This window comes from Nonomuraea sp. NPDC001831 (assembly GCF_042892035.1).
Classification (GTDB): domain Bacteria; phylum Actinomycetota; class Actinomycetes; order Streptosporangiales; family Streptosporangiaceae; genus Nonomuraea.
Map to the genome: position 1 here is coordinate 367605 of NZ_JBIATU010000001.1, position 21048 is coordinate 388652.

The following is a 21048-nucleotide window of genomic DNA, read 5'->3' on the forward strand; positions in this document are numbered from 1 at the left end:
GGGTCGTGATCAGAAGCATGCGCGAGATGATCCATGTGCAGGAGTCACTCGATCGCGACCGGCGAGTGGGAAAACTGTGGCCGCCGCAGATGTAACGCATCGCACCGGTCCAAGCGCGGCTGCAGGGCGGCGCTCGAGGTGGTGCCGGGGCTCGTCCTGTCCGCCGGCGAACGTCAGCGCGGCGGCGGATCGGAGCGTTGGCTGCCGTTGGCGAGGGTCGCTCGGAGCCGGTCGTGCTTGAACTGGTATCTGGCTCCGGCGGTGCGCAGCACATGACGCCGGCGGGCGTCTTCGAGGAACCGCATCCCGCGCAGCGGGAACAGCCGCCGCATGCGGAGCTGGGCGAAGAGCAGGCCGGTACGCCAGATGTCGGAGATCGCCGCGACGGAACCGAGGGTGATCATGATGCCGAACCCGGCGGCGGTGACGATCCCGGCCGGCACGCCGTGGGCGCGGCCGTTCTGGAAGCCCAGCGCCATGCTGATGGGGATCGCGGCGCTGCACGCCACCAGCAGGGCGCGCCGGCGGTCCAGGCGCCAGCGCATGAGGGGAGTGGGCGGGGTGTCGATGTCGGCGATCGGACGGGCCACGGCGACCATGAGCCCGAACCCGAAGGCGGCGATCAGCCCGGCGAACGTTCCGTGCAGCGGCGTCTTGCTCAAGCCGTAGGCCAGCCCGATCGGCCCCCCGATGGCCGCGGCGGCCAGCAGGTCGACGCCGCCCGGACGCAGCCTGCTCCACCGGGAACCGGCGCCGGACGTGGGGCGGATGCGGGTGGCCGCGTGCCCGGCGACGGCCGCCGCGACGATCCCGGCGGCCAGGCCGTACGGGTAGGCGCTCTGGTTGCCCACGGCCATGGTCACCACCACGAAGATCGCCAACCCGGCTGCGGCGTTGAACGCCGGGCGAGGCCGTCGGTGCGGCGGCCGGGCGGGCCGTCCACCGAAGGCGGCGCCGAGCCTGTCCGCCCAGCCGGAGCGGGGATCGCGCAGTTCGGAGACCAGGCCGGCCAGTAACCCGAAACACCCGCCCATGAGGGCGCCGTACCACACGCCGAACGCCGTCCCGGTGTCACCGGCGACCGTGTACTGCCCGATCGGGCCGAACACCACGGCGCCGATCCCGCTCGTCAGCAACATTCCGGCAAGGGCGTTGATCAGGCAGCGCTCCCACATCGGCGCCCAGTGGTGCATCTGCCACCATGCCAGGTCGCCGCGGCCCATCCGGGCGGCCAGAAAGCTGAGCCACCTGCGAGCCTGCTCCGCCGAAGGGCCGGACCGGTGCGGCGGGTAGGTGGCGGGAACGACGCGATCGAGCAGGAAGTCCTCGGCCTGCTCGCGCGTGGTGAAGTGGCCTGGCCGGAGCAGGCCGGCGGCGGCCTGCGGGTCCTCCCGCAGGAGGGTGAGCGTCAGTGGCGTGTCCAGCGCCTGGCTGACCGGGTCGTCGGGGTGTTGTCGGAGACGGCCGATCAGTCGGCTCATGGCGTCGTCGTCGCCGGCGAGCCGGTCGGGCTGGTGGTCCTGTAGATATCTGACCGCCTGCTCGGCCGCGACCGGCAGGAGCTCCACCGCCGCGGCGCCGTGCAGCGGGCCGGTCCTGGCCTGTACGGCGGAGCTGAAGTCGTCGGTGCGGGCCAGCACCAGGAGCCGGAAGGAACGGCGCTGCCGATTGACGTGGTGCAACGCCTCGATCTGGCGAGGCTCGTCCATCTCGTCGAAGCCGTCGAGGAGGAGCGAGACCATGCCGTGGCGGACCAGTTCGCCCGCTGCGTCCGGGCCGTATTCGGGGGAGGTGAGGAAGTCGTAGGCGGTGGCGAGTTGCCGGGCGAACCAGTCGCTGAGACTGTGGCGCCGGGGATCCCAGTCGCAGGCGTTCAGCAGCACCGGAACCGGCGTGCCCATGGCCTGCTGAGGGGTCAGGCGGACCCGGTGATCCAGCGCCTCCAGCAGTAACAGGATGGCTGTCGCGCTCTTGCCGGTGCCGTAGTGACCCATGACGACGATGCGGCCGGAGCCCAGCCCCGCGTACAGGTCGAACAACCCGGCGAGCCCGCCGCCCTCGACCGCCTGTGCCGTCGCCTGCCGGACGCCGGGCAGCGGCGTGAAGCGGGGCCGCCGCGGGTCGTCGAGGGCCACGCGCAACCGGCTGGCGACGGGCCTGGAGGTTCGCACCCAGCGCGGGGGGATCGGCGGCGGGTTGTCCAAGCCGCGATCGGCCGCCTCGTCCTCCCACTGCACCCGCAGCTTTCTCGCCAGCGCGTTGGCCGCCTTGGCCAGCCGGACGCCATCCTCGCCCTCGGGCACGATCCTTGACAGGTCAACGTCGTCCGGGCCCGGGCGACATCGTTCCTGAGCGAGATCAGGGGAAGACGCAGCCATTTCCGGACACCTTTCCTCCGGCGGGCCGGATTCGCACTCCTCCTTCATATCACGTGCGGTGTCCGCCGTTTCATTTCTGCCCGTGGCCATCGGGACAAAGGCGCTGCGAATGGGGACGGCGACGGTGTCGGACACCCTGGATTCGGCGAGCACGGTTTTCGCCGGGCCGGCGGTGGCGGTTCCGCGCATTGTCCACGCATGGTGAGCGCGGCGCGCGAGGTCGAGGAAGGCGGCGTGCTCGGGGTGCTCGACTTCCAGCCCTGCCCGGACGAGCACGGAAGAGATCAATGTCTGGCGCGGGAAATGCCGCTCCTTGCGCCAATGTCCAATCGTGGATGCGCTCAGGTCCAGCGCCCTGGCCAGGTCGACGTCCAATGGCTTCCCGTCGGCGTCACGGCGGGACTGCCAGCGTTTTCCCTGCTCGGAGCGCCAGGCTGCCTCCTGCACGTACCCGAAGAAGCGGCCGAAGAACTCGGCGATCGCATCATCTTCCGCCCCCGGTGTCCGATTGGTTCCGACCATGCCTTGTTCGACCTCCTGGTTCTCGATGGGTAATTCACGGCATTTTCCATCTCCACCGTATCGCGTCCCGGCGCCGCTCCTCCCGCGCGATTGCATGTGCAATGCAATTGTGTTGGGCCAGGTCGCAGGCCTTGCCATTTGCATTTGAGGTCATTTCTGTGGAATGGCTTTACGGTTCGAGTCAAGCGATGATCTCCTTTCCCGGGACGCGATCGCGGCGGCCGGCCAATAGCGCCATCCGGGCGATTGACGCTCTCGGCCGTCGGCGAAGCCGCCGGCCGCCTGAGAACACCAAGGGAGAATCACCATGCAGAGCACCAGGAAAATCAGATGGGCCGCCTCGTTCGCGGCGGCGGCTCTCGCCGGCAGCCTCACGATGACGGCATCCGCCTCTGCCGAGGCCGCCGTCACGGCGCCGTGCGGTCTCAGCTACACGACGGGCGACGTGCCCGGCGGGCCCCTGAAGATCGTCTACTACACGATCCGCAACTGCCACGCCTACACGGTCAAGCGCAAGCTGGACATCGCCGGAACCACGGACGAGCCGTGTCTCACCATTCCTGGCGGAGGGACCGTGTCAAGGACGCGGGTCATCGCGGGCTGGGCGGGCGTCAGAGGGATGAAGCCCTGCTGAGTCCGCGCAACCGGCGCTGACAAGCGTGACTCGTGCGCCTCCCGGGGCCGGCCCGCGGCCGGGCCGTCCCCGGAGGCGCCGTCGGAAGCAGCGCCGGTGGGGCGTTCCCGGTCCAGCGCCCACGGGCGCCGCTCAGTGGCCGCCACCGGCGGCGTGCTCGCGGTGGTCGAGGTGGGCTCGCAGCTCGGCGAGCCACTCCCGGCCCCTGCTGCGCCCGTCGGGGAGCTGGTCGTCGCGGTCCCAACGCCAGGAGACCGCGAGGGCGAGGCTGAGGATCCGGCAGTCGGCGAGCAGCCCGGAGTCGGCGCCCGGGTAGTGCGCGGCGACGTCCTGCGGGGCATGGGCCAGGTCGAACTCGACGGGGCCGCGGCAGGCGGTCTCCAGGTCGATGAAGAGCGGTCCGTCCACGGTGGCGAGCAGGTTGCCGGGGTGCGGTTCGCCGTGCAGGAGCTGTTGCCGCGGGTTGCGGTCCAGGATCGCGCGGCTGATTCCGCGGAGGGTGCCGGTCAGCAGGGCGCGCTCCGCGGCGCCGAGGTCCGGGCTGACCGCGGGGTCCACGACCACCCGGAGGGCGTCCTCGACCCGGTCGGTGAACGGCGGTGCGGTGAAGTGCGGCGCGGCGTCGGTGACGCGGTCGGTGAGGTGCGGTGCGGCAGCGGCGACGCGGTCGGCGAGGTGCGGTGCGGGCGAGTCGATGCGGCGCAGGCCGGCGTGCAGCCGGGCCAGGGCGTCGGCGTAGGCGGCGGGCGGGTGGTCCTCAGGTGCGGCGGTGGGCTCGTAGTAGGTCCAGAGGGTGACGGCGAAGCCGTCGCGGACATGGACCCGGGGCTCGGCCCTCGGATCGAGACCCGCCACCGGGCTGCCGGTCCCGGCGAGGCGCCGGGCGAGCTCCACCTCGAAGTCCGGGCGGTGCGCGAGGGGCGCGACCCGGGCGAGGACGCCGCTGGGCCGCAGCCGGACGGCGATCCGGTTCGAGTTGTGCAGCACGGCGGCGTCGTCGGCGCCCAGGCCGTACTCCGCGGCCGTGTCGACGGCCGCGGCCACCGCCCGCGGGATCTCGGTGTCCTTCACGTGTTCGGCGCCTCTCCCTGCTGGAGTTGATGTGCGCGGCGCAGGGGGATGCGGTCGCGGGGTTCGTCCGGTGGCCGGTGCCGCGTCAGCGCCCGCGGGCGGGCGGCTGCCTTCGCAGAAGTACGGTCACGTCGGTATGCAACACCACCCGGCTGGTTCGGCGCATCCGGTTTGTTGCCGGGCCGGTGCTGGTGCTGGTGCTGGTGCTGGTGCCGGTGCCGCGGCCCGCGATCTCAGGTCCACGGGTTCTTGGTCAGGACGGTCGACGTGCTGCGAGGACGGTCGCCCGGCGGGGGAGTGGACGCCGGCGGGTGCACCTTGGTGGTCTTCACGAAGCCATCCAGATTGCCCTGCACGGCGATCTGCTTGTTCTTCTGCGCCTTCTTCTTGGCCGGGAGCTTCTCCTTGGACGTGGCCACCTTCTCCTTGACGACGGCCTTGGGGGTCGAGACGGTTCTCTGCCGCGGCGCCTGGGTGACGGGGGTGTCGATGGAGGTGGTGGTGATGATGCCCGACTTCGCCGACCTGCCGAAGAAGTCCTTCTCTTTCCCGACGATCCTGGTGCCGGATCCCTCGGTGATGTAGACCTTCTTCCCGGCGGCCTGCAGCTTCTCGGCGGCGGCGCGGAGTCTGGAGTGCACCCAGTCGGGAGCCGCGTCCGGAAAGACGTAACGCAGGTGACAGACCTGGCTCGGCAGGAGAAGCTTCTTGACGTAGTCGTCGAGCTGGGCGTCGAAGTCGTTCACGAAATCCTCGGTCGGGGTCTGGTTGGTGCCGTACCCCTTGTACTCGCAGAAGCAGAGTGCGGGCTCCGGCTCTCCGCGGGTGAAGACCAGCTCGATGCTGTCCACCGATCTCCCCTTGCTGGAGTTCGGGATGGTGATCGGCAGTTCGACGTCCTTGAGCAGGTACTTGCTGCGTGCCGCCAGCGTCTTGTTGATCTGGAAGATGTAGCCGCGCAGCTCCGCCCATTCGACGGTGGCCGTGCCTTCGTCGATCGCCCTCAGCAGCCTGTCGATGTTCTCCCGCATCCACTCCAGCCTGCGGCCGTCGTCGAAGCCGTCCCGGTCGAGGACGGACAGCGCCTCGTCCAGCCAGGCGCTCGTCTCGGCGACCTGCTGCTTCGCGGGCACGGAGTCCATGCCCTTCTTCTTCGCCCCCGGCAGCACGTACGGCTCCGGTTGCGGGCGGACGGCGAGGAGGTAGGCGCGGACCGTCGCGGTGAGTTCGTCGACCGTCGGGTCGGGGCCCTCGACGGCCTGCGTCTGCCGTTTGAGCAGAATCTTCGCCATCAGGGTCAGCTGCTTGAGCGAGAACTTCTTCATCGTCTGCGTGCCGGCCAGGGTGACGAGGTCATGCATCTGCTGGGCGTAGTCGTAGGACGACGACCCCTCTTCCGTGCCGGCCATGACGCTCTGTGCGAGTTCCAGGGCGCCGGTGCGCAGCTCGTCACTCGACGGCTTCTGCTTCTCGGCGGGCTTCGGCGGGTCCATGTCCAGGGTCGTGGTCGTCAGCGAGATGGACGGGGTCAGGAACGACAACGACTGCTTGGGCTTGGTGATCGTGCCGGGTTCGCCGTCCGTCGTCAGGACCGGCGTGATCGTGACCGGCGTCTTGTCGCCGCCGGTCGGGCCGGGGCCGGTGTCCGTGTCGATGGTGATGGGCACGCGGTTGGGGTGGAAGTCGCCCTGGTTCTGGTTCGCCTTCTTGGTGTTCGGGGGGGCCAGCGTCTTGGCTTTTCTCTTCATGGTCGTGATCCGTCCTGGTCAGCGGGCGCGGTAGAGGAGGGCGAGTCGCAGACCCGCCAGGGCGGAGCGGTCACCGGTGAAGGCGAGCACCAGGGGAGCGGTGGCGGGGAGTCCGGGGGTGGGCAGGAGGCGGCCGTCGACCAGCGGGTTGCCGTGCACGGCGAACTGGGCGGCGCCGGGCGTGGCCGGGTCGTACACCGGGTAGATGCCCGTGATCTGCGGGCTGTACAGGTCCGGCAGCAGGGCGGGGGACAGGGGAAGGGTGAGAGTGTCGGTGAACGACTCCCACTGCTCGGGGAACTCCGCGGCGACGTCGATGAACCGGGCCGCGTCGTACGGCCGCAGCAGCCCCTTCACCCCGGCCGCGAACGTCTCGCCACCATGGTCCGCCTCGTACCGCAGCGTGATCCTGGCGTCGTGCAGACCGGCGGGGTGGTCGGCGGAACGTAGGCCGGGCAGGGTGAGACGCCAGGCGGAGACCGCGCCCGTGCCCTCGAACGGCAGGTAGCGGTCCTCGTCGTAACGCAGCTCGAACAGGCCGTTGTTCTCCCAGCCCTCGGGCGGCTGCGACAACGCGATCTGCCGGCCCGCCCGCCAGTCGGTACGCACGCTGCTCGGCGGGGTGCCGGTCGGGGTGAGCAGGTACTGCACGCCCTTCGGGTCCGGGGTCAGCAGGGTGTGGTGCGTGACCTGGGCGAGTGTGGCGTTGAGCGGCAGCGTCGCCCCGTCCGCGCCGACGAACGTGATGGCCATGGTGCGGATCTGGCGGCGGTAGTGGCCGGGGAAGTCGCGGTCGAAGAAGCCCTCGGTGAGCGCGAACTCGCAACTGCCGGTCGTCCGCAACGTGAACAGCGCCACCGGATCCAGCTCCAGCAGCGAGATCTGCCGGGTGATCTCCAGCCGCCGCCCGTCCCCTGCCGTGTACGCCTGACCCAGCCGGTCCAGGTCGTGCGCGAGCAGCTGCCCGGCGAGCAGGCCCTTGCGCCTGCTGTCCCAGTGCGCGGAAGTGATCACGCCGCCGGTGGCGCCCCGCTCGTACTGGTAGGCGCGTTCGGCGGCACGGGCCAGGTCGGCCGCCATCCCGTAGGTCTGGAAGTACAGCCCGGCCAGCCGGCCCGACATCCATTGGTACAGGTCGGCGCCGGTGAACTTCTCCCGCAGGAACGCCGTCACCGCCTCCTGGTCGGAGATCTGCCGGTGCAGGATGTCCAGTTCGCGCCGCGCGATGGCCAGCCGCGCCTCGGCGCTCGTGACCTGGTGCTCGATCTGCGCGCTCTCGTTGGTGGCGATGGCGAGCTGCAGCTGGTTGTCCTGCATGGCCCGTTCCTGCTCCGCGCGCACGCCGAGCAGTTCGCCCAGGACCGACAGCCCCTCGCCCAGCGACTCGGCGATCCCGGCGACGCTGTCCAGGGCGTCGCCGATCTCGTCGCCGCCGGCCATCGTGCCCATGATGAACGGGCCGACCAGCACCTGCGGCGCGCCGTGCGCGGCGGAGGCGCCGATCCGCAGGCCGCTGGAGGTGAAGTGGGCGGTGGACGCGGCGGCCATCATGGTGAGCTGGGCGACCTGCAGCGGCGTGACACCGGCGTCGATCACCTGCTGGAAGTGGGCCATGCGCGCCCGCGCCCCGGCCAGCCCGGTCCGCAGGCCGGCGAGGGTCTCCTCGGCGTCGGTGATCTGCGCCGCCTTGACGGCGCGGGTGAGTTCGAGAATGCCTGACTCCTGGGTGGACTGCAGCAGGCTGAGCGCCTCGGCGTCCTGGCGCTCCAGCACGTCCTGCAGGTTCGCCCCGAACTGGCAGACCCGGTCGGTCAGCTCCTGCGCCCTGCGGTACAGGTAGGCGAACCGGTGCTGCGGCACCTCGGCGGCCGGCGTGACGCTCACGCCGTCGAGCTCGCCCGCGTATGCGCCCGCGACCAGCGTCATCGGGTCGATGGGCGGCTCGAACAGCGGCAGCGGCCGGCTGATGCCCATGATGTCCAGCGACGCCCTGATCTTGGTCAGCCGGTCGGCGACCAGATCCCAGTAGCCGAGCAGCGTGGTGTTGACCGGCGCGAAGAAGTACGGGTGCCCGATGCTGGCATGCACCCTGGCCAGCTCCCCGAACAGCTCGTCGGAGGCCGAGACCTTCTCCAGCTCGGCGAAGCCCATGGCCGCGTCCAGGGGCATCGGCCCCAGCTCCTGCGGACGCCGCCCGAGCAGGTCGTGGGCGAAGATGTACAACATCCGCGCCTCGTCCACGCTCTCCGGGGTGAAGCGCCGGTAGAGCTGGTCGCCCCAGTCGAGCAGGTTGTCGATGTACCCGGTGACCACCGCCCGCCGGTAGGCCACCGGCCGCAGCGCCGCGATCGTGTGCGGGTCGAAGGGATCGTCGCGGTACGCCTCCCGCAGGCTGTCCACGTCGCCCGTCGCGTCGTACACGCGGGGCAGCTCCATGGCGATCGCGAGCTCCTCACCCGGTGGCAGCGCGGCCAGCGCGGCGAGGTCCCTGCGTTGCTCGTCGGTGAGCGCCGCGCCGCCACGGAAGACCGGCACGAGCGAGTCGAGCAACGCGATCGCGCCGGCGAGCGCCGGATCCCCGTACGCCCGCAACGCGTCGGCCAGCGCGGCCGGGTCGGCGCCGAGGAAGGGCAGGAACCGCCACGGCTGACCGGGCCGCGTGGGGTCGAAGACGTACTCGTACCAGGTCCGCGCCTCGTCGAACCGCTGGGCGGCGTTGAGCGCCTGCGCGATCAGCAGCGGGGCGTGGAAGAAGATCTCCCAGTAGTAGATGCCGTTCGCGCTGGTGAAGTCCAGGTGGGAGCGGCCGGGCAGCCAGGCCTTCTTGACCCGTTCCGGGCGCACCTTGATCGTGACGGCGTCGGAGGCGCCGGTGTCGAAGGCGGGCAGCTCGTCGGTCTCCTGGGTGGAGGTGTCCAGCAGCGCGGGCACGCCGCCGGCCAGCAGGCGCTGGTTCAGCTTGTAGGCGGTGCTGGTGGTGAGCCTGACGATGTCGTGCGGCACCTCGGTGTACTCGTACGGGTGCGGCAGGCCGCCGCCCTTGGCGTACACGGCGTACTGGTCGCCGACGAACAGGTACACCTCGGCGCTGGTCTCCAGGGCGCCGGTGATCCCGGCGGGCAGCTCGCCCCAGTTGCCCGCCAGGGGCCGCCACTTCCAGTCGCCGACCCTGGCGTACTCGCCGTCGCTGATCGCCCAGCCGCGGAAGACGGCCTCGACGGTGTGGTTGATCGTCTGCGGGTATCCCTGGTCGACCACCTCCGGGACGCTGTACCCGGGGCCGAGGGTGTAGCGGGCGAGCCTGGTGCCGCTGGTGATGAACAGGTACGTGTCGTCGACGACCCACGCCGCGTCCACCGAGGTCCAGCCGGGCCCGTCGGAGGAAGCACCCTGCTGGCCCGGCGGGTCGTGCCGGACCGGCAGGTCGATCTTCCCCGGCCCCCGCCCGCCGCGTGACCCGCCGCGCGCCGGTTCTGGCGCGGCCGTGGGACCCGCGGCGTCCGGCTCGGCGTCAGGATCCGGCTCGGCTCCCGGACGCGACGGGTCCCACGGCCGCAGCGGCTCGGTGAGCCCCCAGTGCCGGGAGATGTACTTGCCGCGCTCCGCGGTGTTCGACCCCGGCGCCATCCTGGTGAACCGGCCGCCCCGGCTGTTGGTGAAGAAGTAACGCGTGCCGTCGGGCAGCGTGACAGCGGCGTCCACGCGCACCCAGTCGGGCAGCCCGGTGGCCCCCTTGATCGGCGCCAGCGCGGCCGGCTCTCCCGCGGCCGGCAGGATCGGCCGGCACAGGAAGCTGCCGCCCTTGTGGTCCACGCTGAACCAGGAGCCCTCGCCCGTCCCGGAGCCGGCCGGCTGGTTGAACCAGATCACCGAAGCCGGGTCGATCCCGCCCGGCTCGTCGAAGATGGTCGTCACGTCTCCCGTGGGCGGCTGCACGGCGATCCCGGGCACGGGCACGCTGTACAGCTCGGGGGTGAGCGCGTACGACGTGCCCATGCTGCCGCCGCCCGCCAGCGTGGCCACGTACGAGGCGATGATCGCCTGGTGGTCGCCGCCGCCGGGCAGCGAACCGGGCCGCACCGCGAGGGTGACGCCGAGGATCGGGATGTTCGTCGACGACCCGGTGGCCAGCAGCTGCGCGGGCACCCACTCCTGGTTGAGGTTGACGTAGGAGTAATAGATCGTGACGGCGTGCCGTACCGGTGCGCTCACCTGCTGGCCGGTGCCCGACTCGACGACCGCGATGGTCGTGGTGCCGGTCCGCTCGGGTGGCAGGTCCTCGACGGTGGCCCAGAACACGAAGGTCCGGTCGAAGGCCCGTACGGGCTGGACGCGGTCGGCGTCGATGCGCAGGTCCACCTTCTGCCAGGGCCGCCAGGTGGCCGACAGCTTGTCGCCGTCGCGGAAGGTGGCCGTACGGCAGTAGTAGCGCCGTGGATCACTGCGGGTACGCCCGAACAGGACCAGGTCGCGCGCCCCGGCGTGGGCGGCGTCCGCGTACCCGCCGGCGATCTCCAGCCGGGACACCTCGGTGTACTCGTCCAGGTAACGCTTGTACGCGCGCTGCGCGCCGGCGGAGGTGACGCCGCTCTGCAGCAGGTCGCTCTCCAGGTCGGCGAAGCCGGGCGTCTTGGTGTCACGCAGCTCGGGACGCAGGTAGTTCTCCGGATACAGGTAGACCCGCCGGTTGGCCTCCCACACCCGGTAGTTCTTCATCCACGACCACCAGCGGCGCAGCCGCGCCCGTGTCTCCGGGGCGGCGAGGCCGGGGGCCTGCTCCAGGTCCAGCAGGCAGCGGTGCAGGTAGAGCTGCACGGCCGCGATCGCCTCGCGGATCCGCGAGGTGACGCCCTTGCCGCCCATGTCCACGTCGATGAGCTGCCGGTCGAACAGGTCGGTGGAGTCGGCCAGGCCGGGGTCGGCCGCGAGCACGACCGACAGCAGCGCGTCGCGCCGCAGGACGCTGTCGCGTTCGCCGGTCAGGCCGGGCAGCCTGGACGGCGGCACGCCGACCTTGCGCGCGAGCGCGAACAGCTCGCGCGCCGCCAGCACGAAGCCCATGTCCGACGCCGACGGCATGGTGCGCTGCGCCCACATCAGCTCGGCCACGTCCCAGCCGAACAGGGCCGCCATCGTCTTGTACGGCTCCTCGTCCGCGGCCGTCAGGGCCTCGGCCGGCGCGGCGCCGAGCGCGGCGAAGCGGATGATCGTGAACAGGTCGGCGAGCCGGTGGTCGGCGCCGTCGCCGAAGCCCTCGGTGAGCGTGCGCACCAGGCCCGCGTCGCTGACGTACGTGTCGCCGCGCACCAGGTACAGCCGTCCGGCCAGGGTGAAGGCGGCGTCCACGCCGGACTCGAAGGCGGGCGGCACGGCGCCCCAGTCGTCCTTGATCGTCCGCGGGAAGCCGGGGTCGGCCAGGTCGAGGACGCCTGCCGGGTCCGGCCCGCCGTCCGTCAGGCCGCCGGGTTCGATCGTGTAGCGGACGTACTGGTCGCGGCGGAAGGCGTACACCGCCTCCTCGATGGCCACCACGGCGTCCACGGGGCCGTCGAACGCGTTGCGCACCCGGCCCCACACCGGTGGCGGCGTGCCGGGGGCGTCGGCCCGCAGGTAGGTCTGGCCCGCGAACAGGTGGATGCCGTGGCCGGCGAATCCCGCGTCCACCCCGTCGAGGAACGCCTCGGGCAGCGGCGCGGGCAGGCCGAGGTCGTCGGCGAGCCGGGCGAAGATCGCCCGGGGGTAGCCCTCGTCGGGCCGGACATACTCGTTGCCCGTGTAGCGGCTGTAGCGCTCGCCGGACAGCAGGTAGGTGCGCTCGCCGACGATCAGCGCGGCGTCGAGCGGGCCGCCCAGCGGACGGGTCCGTCCGGCGAGATCCTCGTAGCGGGCCTGGTAACCGGCCTCGTCGCCGCTGGCGAAGGCGGTGTCGAGCACCGCCTCCTGCCCGGCCGAGACCACGTGGCAGCGGCCGCCCATGAACAGGTAGAGGCTGCGCCGCCCGGTGACGGCGGCGTCCACGCCGGTCAGGGCGTCCTCGAAGGACTCGGCCAGCCCCGGAAACTCTTTCCTGAAATTTCGGGACATGGGCTTGGGGTAGCCGGGGTCGGCGTAGGCGTACTCCTGCGTGGAGTACCGCGCGTACCGGTCGCCGCTGATCAGGTACGTGCGCCCCGCCCAGGTGAACGCCGCGTCCACCCGCCGGAACGACTCGCCGGCCGGTCGGGTGAGCGGGCCGAAGGCGCCGTCGGCGTAGCGCCGGTACTGCTCGCCGAAGCAGAAGTAGGTCGCCCCGTCGCCGCCGACGTACGCGCTGGTCAGCGTGCCCTCGAAGCCCCGCCAGAGCCGGCCGATCGGCCGCGGCGCCGACCCGTCGGGCAGCGTGTACGTCAGCCCGGACAGCAGCACCAGCGAGTCGCCCACCGGCAGCACCGCCCGGGGCACCTCCTCGGCGTTCCAGTACGACGCGTCGGTGACCCGCGGATACCCGGGATCGGGCGCGGTGTAGTCGTGGCCCGAGTAGACCACGTACCGCATGAACCCGTTCTCGTCGGGCCGCTCGAACAGGTAGGTCGCCTGCCGCCACACGTACGCGATCGCGACGCTGGTCAGACCGCCCCACGTCGCGGCGATGGGGCGTGGCCGGCCGCCGTCCACCGTGTACTGCTCGCCGCTGAACAGGTAGGTGCGCCGGTCGCGCCCGGTGAACCCGGCCTCCACCGCGCCGAGCCCGCGCGGCCGGCCCCACGCCTCGGCGACCGGGTACTCGCGATCGACGAGCGTGTCGTAGCAGGCGTCGCCCTTGAACACGTACGTGACGCCGTCGGTGCCGCGCAGGACCGCGTCCAGGCCGGCGCGGAACCGCTCGGGCACCTCGCGCAGCAGCCTGGGCCTGGCCGGGCCGCTCACCGCGCCCAGCCCTTCCACCGACCCCTGCCGCCGCCAGCCGCCCGGCCCCTCGACGATCAGCTGCCCGTCCTCCACGAAGGCACAGGACACCCCGGGCACGTCGTACGTCCGGTGCAGCGCGTCGGACACCACATGACAGGTGTGCTCGCGGAACAGGTAGACGTTCCCCCGATCGGCGAAGGCCGCGTCCACCGCGTCCAGCTCCGCCGTCAGCCTGCCCAGCCGCGGCTCCTCCTTCAGGTCGGAGAGCGCGCGCGGATACCCGAGGTCGGGCGTGGTGCCGGTGTAGCGGATGAACTGGTCGCCCGAGAACAGATAGGTGTGCTCGGCCAGCTGCAGCGCCGCGTCCACCCGCCCGGTGCGCACCAGGTTGTTGCGCGTCCGTCCCCAGAAGGCGGCCACCGGCGCGGGGTAGCTGTCGTCGGTCCTGCTGTAGTCGCCGCTGGAGTACCGCACGTACTGCTCGCCGGAGAACACGTAGGTGCGCCCGTCGCGCCCGGTGAACGCCGCGTCCACCGAGGCGAACGGCAGGCTGTCCCACTGCTCGGACAGCTTCCGCGGCGCCGACCACCAGCGCCGCCGCGCGTCGAACTCGACGTACCGGTCGCCGCGGAACAGATGCGTCCGCCCGTCGGCCGAGGTGAAGACCGCGTCGACCGTCGAACCGAACGTGTCAGGCAGGTTCCACCAGTTGCCGGGCAGCGGCTGCGGATAGCCCTCGTCAGGCTTGGCGTAGTCCGCGGTCGAGTACCGCACGAACCGGCCGCCGCCGAACAGGTACGTCTCGCCGTCCAGCACGAAGGCGGCGTCGACGCTGGTCAGGCCGCCCCAGTCGGGGGCGATCGCGCGCGGGTGGCCGAGGTCCACGCGCGAGTAGTCCGTGCCGGAGTACCGCAGGTACGTCCCGCCGCTGAAGAGGTACGTCCGCCCGTCCAGGCCGACGAACGCCGCGTCGACCCGGCCGCTGGGGAACGCGGCGGGCATGTTCCCCCACCGCTGCGTGGTCGGCACGATCCGCGCGTCGCCGGTCAGCGCGATGGTACGGCCGTCCTTGAACAGGTGGACGACGCGGCCCGCGTCGGCGAAGGCCGCCTCGATGTCGCGCTCGAACTCGGCGGGCACGCCGGGGAACCGCGTCTCGATCTTCACCGGGTAGCCGTCGTCGGCCTGCGCGCCCTCGTTCTCCAGTGACGCCGTGTGCAGGGCGACGCGGTCGCCGCGGAAGACGTACACGCCGGTGGGGTCGGCGTACGCGGCGTCCACCAGCCCGTCGAAGCCGTGCCCGTCGAACCCCGGCGCGCCGGGCTGCTCGCCGTCGCCGGCACCGGCCCCGCGCCAGAACCCGGCCTCGTCGCCGAAGGCGTGGAACGCGCCGTCCCGCCCGAAGAAGCCGGGCTCGCCGAACTCCGCCGCGGGACGCGGGAACCCTTCGTCCACCACGCCGAAGTCGCCGGTGGAGTAACGCACGTACTGGTCTCCGCAGAACAGGTAGGTCCGCCCGTCGTCGTCCACCAGCGCGGCGGTGATCTTCCCGCCGCCGGCGAAGTCGTCGCGGAAACGTCCCCAGGCCTGCTCGTGGGCCACCCATCGGGTGCCGCCGGGCTCGCGCACGTACGCCCGCGCGCCGCTCACCAGCCAGTCGGCCCCCGCCGGGTGCCGGAACGCGGCCTCCACCCGGGTCAGACCCGGCACGAGCGTGGCCAGCGGCGCGGTGGTGGTGAGCGTTCCCTCGTGGAAGCGCCAGTACCGGTCGCCGCGGAAGACGTACACGTCTCCGTCCGCGCTCTCCAGCACCGCGTCGATGCCGTCGGCCTGGTCGGGCAGCGCCAGCGGCTCGGGGTAACGCCCGGCCAGCCGCAGGTCGGCGAAGGCGAGCGCGACCCGGCGCTCGTCCAGGCCGAGCTTGGCGGCCAGCCGGGCGAACGCCCTGATGCGCCGGTACGCCGTCGTCGGCGGCTGCAGCAGGTCGGTCAGCTCGGCGCCGACCCCGGCGCAGATCGCGGTGACGACCGTGGCGGGCACGCCCAGCCTGTCCTGCGCGACCGCCAGCAGCGCCGCCGCCTGGGCCTCCTCCTGCGTGACGAGCACCGCCTCGATCTCCGCGACGGCCTCCTGGGTCGCCACGGCGACCGCGTTCAGCAGGCCGAAGACCTGCGCGCTGTAGTCGGCGACGCCCGGCAGGTAGAACTCGACCACGCTGTTGGGCTCGGCGAAGAACGCCAGGCGATCCTCGGGCACGGCCAGCTCTTCGTCCAGGTCCCCGCCCTGGATCAGCGCGTCCAGCACGACCTGCGCCCCGGCCTCCTCCAGCCCGAGCGCGAGCAGCGACCCAGGGGCGAGCCGGTAGGGCCGCTGCTCCTCCGCGATGGCCCGCAGCCGCTCCTCGACGACCGGATCGTCCCACTCGCCCGCGTCGATGATCCGCCGTCCGACGGCCGGCTCGGCGATCTCGACGAAGGCCTCGGGCGGGAAGAGGCAGACCCGCGCCCACAGCTCGGCGACCTGCTCCTGCATGATCGCCAGAACGTCCGCCTTGTACGGCTCGAACTCGGCGGAGAGCGCGAAGTCCTCCGCCGCCAGCTCGGCCACCGCCTGCTTGTCCCGGTAGTTCCCTTCGCCGTCGATGAACCCGTTGTACTTCAGGTTCGCCAGCAGCCCGTCGGGCGCCGCGCCCAGCTCGATCTTCAGCGGCTCCGTCAGATAGGCCTGGCCGCCGGCCCTGATCAGCTCGATGACGTCGGCCGCGACGTCGCCGAGGTCGGCGTTCAGCTCGCCGACGGCGGCGTCCAGCACCACGCCCTCGGCGTCGATGTAGCCGTTGTAGATGAAGTTGTCGTACAGCTCGGCGCGCTGGGCGATCGACAGCCCGGTCAGCTTCTCCAGGTGCGACGGATAGCACATGTCGCCCAGGTCGCCGAACAGCTCGGCCACCTTGTCCCGGTACGCGGAGAAGTCGGTGGCCAGCTCCGACGGGACCTCGACCAGCTCGCCGTCGGCCGTGAGGTTGCCGCGGAGCACCAGGTTGGTGAAGATCTTGACGGCCAGCCGGTCACCCAGCCCCAGCCCGGCGAAGTCGGCCGGCGTGATCTGCGCCGCCCCGATCAGGGCCGCGTACGCGTCGGCGGGCCCCTCCCAGATCGCCCGGGACGCGCGCTCGCTGAACCGGTCCGACACGAACATCCGCGGCCCCGGCGCCACCAGCGCCAGCGCCTCGCCGAGCGCGGCGGCGAACTCCTCCTCGCCCTCGGCGGGCTCGCCCGGCACGGCCTCCGGCGCCGGCCCGCCGGCGAACTCGGCCAGGTCCTGAACCGACAGCCCGCCGTCGCGCATCCACCGCACCACCAGCGGCAGCGCCTGCGCCAGCCATAACCCCGCCCCCGCCGCGGGCATGGCCAGGATCCGCCTGCAGTCGCCCCGCCTGCGTGGCGTCGCGAACGGCATGGTGAACGGCACCGCGAACGGCACGGTGATCGATCCGTCCAGCAGGCGCAGCAGGTCGAACAGCTCGTCCGCGGTGAGTCCGAGCACGGTCATCAGCCGCGCCGCCCGGTGCAGCGCCGACGGGCCGGCCTCGCCGGTGACCACCTCGGCGAAGCGGGCACGCAGCCGCTCCAGCTCCGCGGCCCCGATCCCGAGCGCCTCGGCCGCCGTGACCCCGGCGAACGTACGGACCTCCAGCTCGGCCGGCATCGGCGCGGCCAGGCTCACCGTGACGTCCATGGGCAACCCGAGCGAGCGGCTGACGTGCACGGCCGCGGCCAGCACGCTCAGCGCCGCCGCGTCCAGCCGGTTCTCGCAGCAACCGCTGAGCACGAGGTCCAGGTCCTCGAACGCCAGCCCGGCCCGCCGCGCCAGGCGGACGAACCGGTTGAACCGGTCCAGCCAGGCGAGCAGCTCGGCGCCGCCCGGCAGGCTCAGCCGCCCGCCGGCCACGCTGACGGCCGTGCCGCCCTGCCTGACGAACGCCGCGCCGAGCACCCGGGTCAGCTCGACCTCCGACAGCCCCGCCGTCCGGCGCAGCCGCGCGGCGTCCGCCAGCACGCCGAGCTGCTCGGTCTTGCCCTCCGCGTCCTTTCCCACCTGGAAGGACGCCCGCAGCTCGGCCTCCGCCGGCCGGGCGGCCGTGACCACGCGGACCACCTCGGGCGACAGGCCGAGGAACCGCTCAGCCAGCTCGGCCGCCTGCGCGCCGAACAGCCGCGGAATCTCGTCCCGCCGGACGTCGTGCCTCGTCAGGAACGTTCCAAGCTCTTCGTAGGCCAGGTTGAACGGCTTGTCGAACGGGAAGGGCATGGTCTTCATGCGCTCGTACGGGTCCGGGCCCGCCAGCCGTTCGAGTATCTCGACCACGATGTCGATGTAGGGGAGCTCGGTGGTGGTGTGCTCGGCGTCCAGCGGGATCTCCCGGATGTCGGGCCGCCGCTCGTGCAGCCGCGCCCCGTCGGCGTCGACCTCCTCGTCCAGCAGCCGCAGCAGATCGGCCAGGTAGGCCGCCGGCGAGTTCACCGTCCGCGCCTCGTCCCCCGGCCGGAAATCCAGTTCACCGAACAGCAGCTGGTAGTTGGGCAGGCTGTCGCCGACTCGCATGGGAAAAACCTCCGAATCGCGGGCGCGCAGGGCAGTCCGGCGGCGCCGCGTACAGGTGAAGTCGTCTTCCGGAGATGAAGAATGGGGGTCGACAGCGGGAAGGACCGTTGTGCGGTGAATCCGTCGTCGTCCCGGTAGCCGCCCCCCCTTGGCGCGACCGTCAGCGGCCAGGCCCCCCACAGCACTGGCTCAAAGCGCCGCCCGGCCTCGTCACGGCAACGCACCGGACAGGGACAGGCAGTAGCAACAATGCATCGACTTCAAAGTCAGGTCAATGCATGACGACACCGGAGATTCCGCCAATTTCATCGCGTGCTGGTCCGCGCGTCAGCACATCGACGGGATGCAGGTGAACGGGTTCTCCAGCGGGGACGGCTGCTGCGGCTGGGCGGGCGGCTGGGTGGTCTGCCGAGGCGGCTCGCGCGTGGGCTCCGGCGGTTTCTCCGTGTTCCTGGCAGGCGTCGGGTGGGGCGCCGAGCCGTCGTCGACGCGGCTGCTCACCGGGTCGCCCGTCCTGGCCGGCCGGGTCGCGGGGGCCGAGCTCCCGGGCCGGGCCCGCTGCGTGGCCGGCGGGGCCGACGTGGCCGACGTGGCCGGCGGGGACGACGTGCGCCGCGCGGTGCTCCTGGCCTCCTGCGGTGAGGCGGTGACCGCGGCCGGAGCCGAGGTGGTGATGCCGGCCGACGGGGGCGCGACCGAGCCGATCGTGGCCGGGGGCGGCGCGGGCGGGCCGTCCCCGAAGAACAGCACGCCGCCCGCGACGAGCAGCGCAGCCGTCGCGGCGGCCGCCGCCGGCAGCGCGCGCCGCCGCCCCCGACCGGCCTGAGGCTCCGGCGGCGGGGGAGACCCGGCGGCCGGTTCCGGTACGACTGAGCGCGAGGTCAGCCCGGCGACCAGGTCGTCGGCGCTCGGCCGCGCGGCCGGGTCCTTCGACAGGCCGGCGGTGACGAGCCGGAGCAGGACGCCGTCCAGCCCGGAGACGGCCGGCTGCTCGTTCAGGATGCGGTTGATCACGGCGGGGGTGGAGTCGGCGCCGAACGCGGGCCGCCCGGAAGCGGCGAACACCATGGTGACGGCCCAGGCGAAGACGTCGGCCGCGGCCGTCACCTGCTCGCCGCCGAGCTGCTCGGGCGCCAGATAGGACGGCGTGCCCATCAGCGGGCCCGTCGAGGTGTTGCCCGGCGCGTCCAGGGCCCGGGCGATGCCGAAGTCGATCACGACCGGGCCCTCGGGCCCCATGAGGATGTTGGCCGGCTTGAAGTCGCGGTGGAGCACCCCGGCCCGGTGGATGGCGGCCAGCGCGGCGGCGGTGCTGATCGCCAGCCGTTCCAGCGCGGCCCCCTGCCGTGGTCCCTCGGTGGCGACCAGGTCACGCAGCGAGGGGCCGGGCACGTACTCGGTGACGATGTAGGGCCGCCGGCCCGCCAGGTCGGCGTGGAGCACGGGCGCGGTGGAGAACCTGGCCACCCGCTGGGCGATCTCGACCTCCCGCAGGAACCCGGCGCGCGCGCCCGGATCGGTCAGCAGGCCGTTGTGCAGCAGCTTGACGGCCACCTGCCGGCCGGAGGGGGCGCGTCCCAGATAGACGACGCCCTGGCCGCCCTCGCCGAGCCGGGCGACGAGCTCGTACGGCCCCAGCGTGCGCGGATCGTCCTCCACCAGCTGATCCATCTGGCTCCCTGCGACACATGAACGGACAGGACAAAAGGATGGTGCAATGATGCCTGTTCCTTCAGGCTGACAGGCCGCTCGGGTGGGCGTCGGCGACGAGGCCGAGGACGACGTCGTGCTCCAGCAGCGCCTTGAGGGCGCTGATCAGGAACGTGAAGCCGCCGGTGGAGTCGGTCACCTGCTGGACGAGCTCGTCGCCGGTGCCGGTGAACCCGGTCTCGGTGACCTGGACGTAGGTGGTGTCGTCGGGCATGGGGATGAAATGGAACTCGACCGTGGTGGGGGCGTCGGGCGAGTAGTTGCCCCAGGTGAAGCGGATCCGGCGGTTCTCGTCCACATCTTGGACCGAGGCTCGGGTCGACACCCCGTACATCTCCCATTCCCAGGTCAGCTCGGCGCCGGGGGTCATCCTCCCGCTGCTCCTGGTGTACCAGATCTTGCTCGTGACGGCGGGGTCCACGATGGCCTGGAACACCTCGCGGGCGGGGCGGCGGATGAGCATGCCGACCTTCACCGAGGGGATCGTGGTGAGCTCGAACGTCCGTGCGGACATGCGCTGGTTCTCCTTTCGCGGTCCGGCCTTGTCATGGTCAGCGTGTCAGGTAGGCGCGTAACGCGCTGATGAGGGCGGCCGGGTTGTCCTCCTGGACGTTGTGCCCGGCGTCCGGCACGACCACGAGCTCGCCGTCCGGGACGTGCGCGACCAGGCGTTCGGCGGTGGCCTGGGGGAGCACCCTGCTGCGTCCGCCGCGCACGAGAAGCACCGGCGTCCTGCTCAGCCGGTCGGGCAGCCGCTCGATGGCCGCCAGGATGGCGGGGAAGTCCGGAGGCCGCGGATCGCCCTTCGGCACCCAGCCGCCGCCGGGTGCGCGGCGGAACAGCGTGCTCATGCGGTAGGCGACGCTGGGCCGGTGGGCGCGTGGATTGACCCGCATCGCGGTCTCCACCACCGTCTCCAGATCGCGCACCGGGCCGAGCCCGCCGATGAACGTCCGCACCCGCCAGGTGCTGTCGAAGTCCACGCCGGGTGCGACGTCGATGAGCACCAGCCGCTCCACCCGGCCGGGATGCTCGTCGGCGACCTGGGCCGCGACGACGCCGCCCAGCGACATGCCGACCAGCTGGACCCGGTCGAAGCCGAGATGGTCGGCCGCGGCGACGACGTCGGCCGCGAGGGTGCCGAGGCGGTAGTCGCCGGACCAGCCGCTCTCGCCGTGACCTCGCAGATCCAGCGCGACCAGCCGGGCGGCGCCGCGCAGGCCGAGGCAGACGAAGTCCCACGTGTGGGCGGTCAACGCGCCGCCGTGCAGCAGCAGCACCGGGGATCCCGGTCCGCCCCAGTCGAACGCGTGCAACCGGCAGCCCGCCCGGGAGAAGTGGATCTCGCGGGGCGGAGCCGGATCGTCGATCGCGACACCCAGTGCCGCCGCCAGCTCGGTCATCGCCGGAATCGCCAAGTGTCCCCGCATGCGCCGCCTCCCTTACCTTGAGCACTCAAGGTAAGGGAGGCTGCCTTGACCGGTCAAGGTAA

9 protein-coding genes are annotated in these 21048 nt (G+C 72.1%); 2 read left to right on the forward strand and 7 right to left on the reverse strand.

Annotation, left to right across the window (positions count from 1 at the left end; all coding sequences use genetic code 11):
• Nucleotides 1-173: 173 nt before the first annotated feature.
• On the reverse strand, nt 174-2303 hold the full coding sequence (locus ACFYYW_RS01705) for a hypothetical protein (protein WP_387643806.1): 2130 nt from the start codon (nt 2301-2303) through the stop codon (nt 174-176).
• A 273-nt stretch (nt 2304-2576) separates the two neighbouring features.
• Between ACFYYW_RS01705 and ACFYYW_RS01710 the strand changes: the two genes are divergently transcribed.
• Nucleotides 2577-2933 (forward strand): hypothetical protein, encoded by a 357-nt coding sequence (locus ACFYYW_RS01710; protein ID WP_387643809.1) that lies wholly within the window; start codon nt 2577-2579, stop codon nt 2931-2933.
• 274 nt (nt 2934-3207) lie between these two features.
• The gene (locus ACFYYW_RS01715) at nt 3208-3534 is read left to right on the forward strand and encodes a hypothetical protein (RefSeq protein WP_387643812.1); all 327 of its coding nucleotides are present in this window, start codon (nt 3208-3210) and stop codon (nt 3532-3534) included.
• A 132-nt stretch (nt 3535-3666) separates the two neighbouring features.
• Here ACFYYW_RS01715 and ACFYYW_RS01720 read toward each other — a convergent pair whose 3' ends face one another.
• From ACFYYW_RS01720 to ACFYYW_RS01745, 6 genes are all read right to left on the reverse strand, one after another.
• On the reverse strand, nt 3667-4605 hold the full coding sequence (locus ACFYYW_RS01720; protein ID WP_387643814.1) for a phosphotransferase: 939 nt from the start codon (nt 4603-4605) through the stop codon (nt 3667-3669).
• A 233-nt stretch (nt 4606-4838) separates the two neighbouring features.
• Nucleotides 4839-6353 (reverse strand): hypothetical protein, encoded by a 1515-nt coding sequence (locus ACFYYW_RS01725; protein WP_387643817.1) that lies wholly within the window; start codon nt 6351-6353, stop codon nt 4839-4841.
• A gap of 18 nt (nt 6354-6371) precedes the next feature.
• Nucleotides 6372-17846, reverse strand: a complete 11475-nt coding sequence (locus ACFYYW_RS01730) for a hemopexin repeat-containing protein (protein WP_387643819.1) — start codon at nt 17844-17846, stop codon at nt 6372-6374.
• Between the two features lie 327 nt (nt 17847-18173).
• Nucleotides 18174-19517 carry a protein kinase gene (locus tag ACFYYW_RS01735; RefSeq protein ID WP_387643822.1) on the reverse strand — a complete coding sequence of 448 codons (1344 nt, stop codon included), beginning with the start codon at nt 19515-19517 and terminating at the stop codon, nt 18174-18176.
• A 61-nt stretch (nt 19518-19578) separates the two neighbouring features.
• Nucleotides 19579-20070 (reverse strand): SRPBCC family protein, encoded by a 492-nt coding sequence (locus ACFYYW_RS01740; RefSeq protein ID WP_387643825.1) that lies wholly within the window; start codon nt 20068-20070, stop codon nt 19579-19581.
• Nucleotides 20071-20107: 37 nt separating this feature from the next.
• The gene (locus ACFYYW_RS01745; protein ID WP_387643827.1) at nt 20108-20986 is read right to left on the reverse strand and encodes an alpha/beta fold hydrolase; all 879 of its coding nucleotides are present in this window, start codon (nt 20984-20986) and stop codon (nt 20108-20110) included.
• Between the last annotated feature and the right edge of the window lie 62 nt (nt 20987-21048).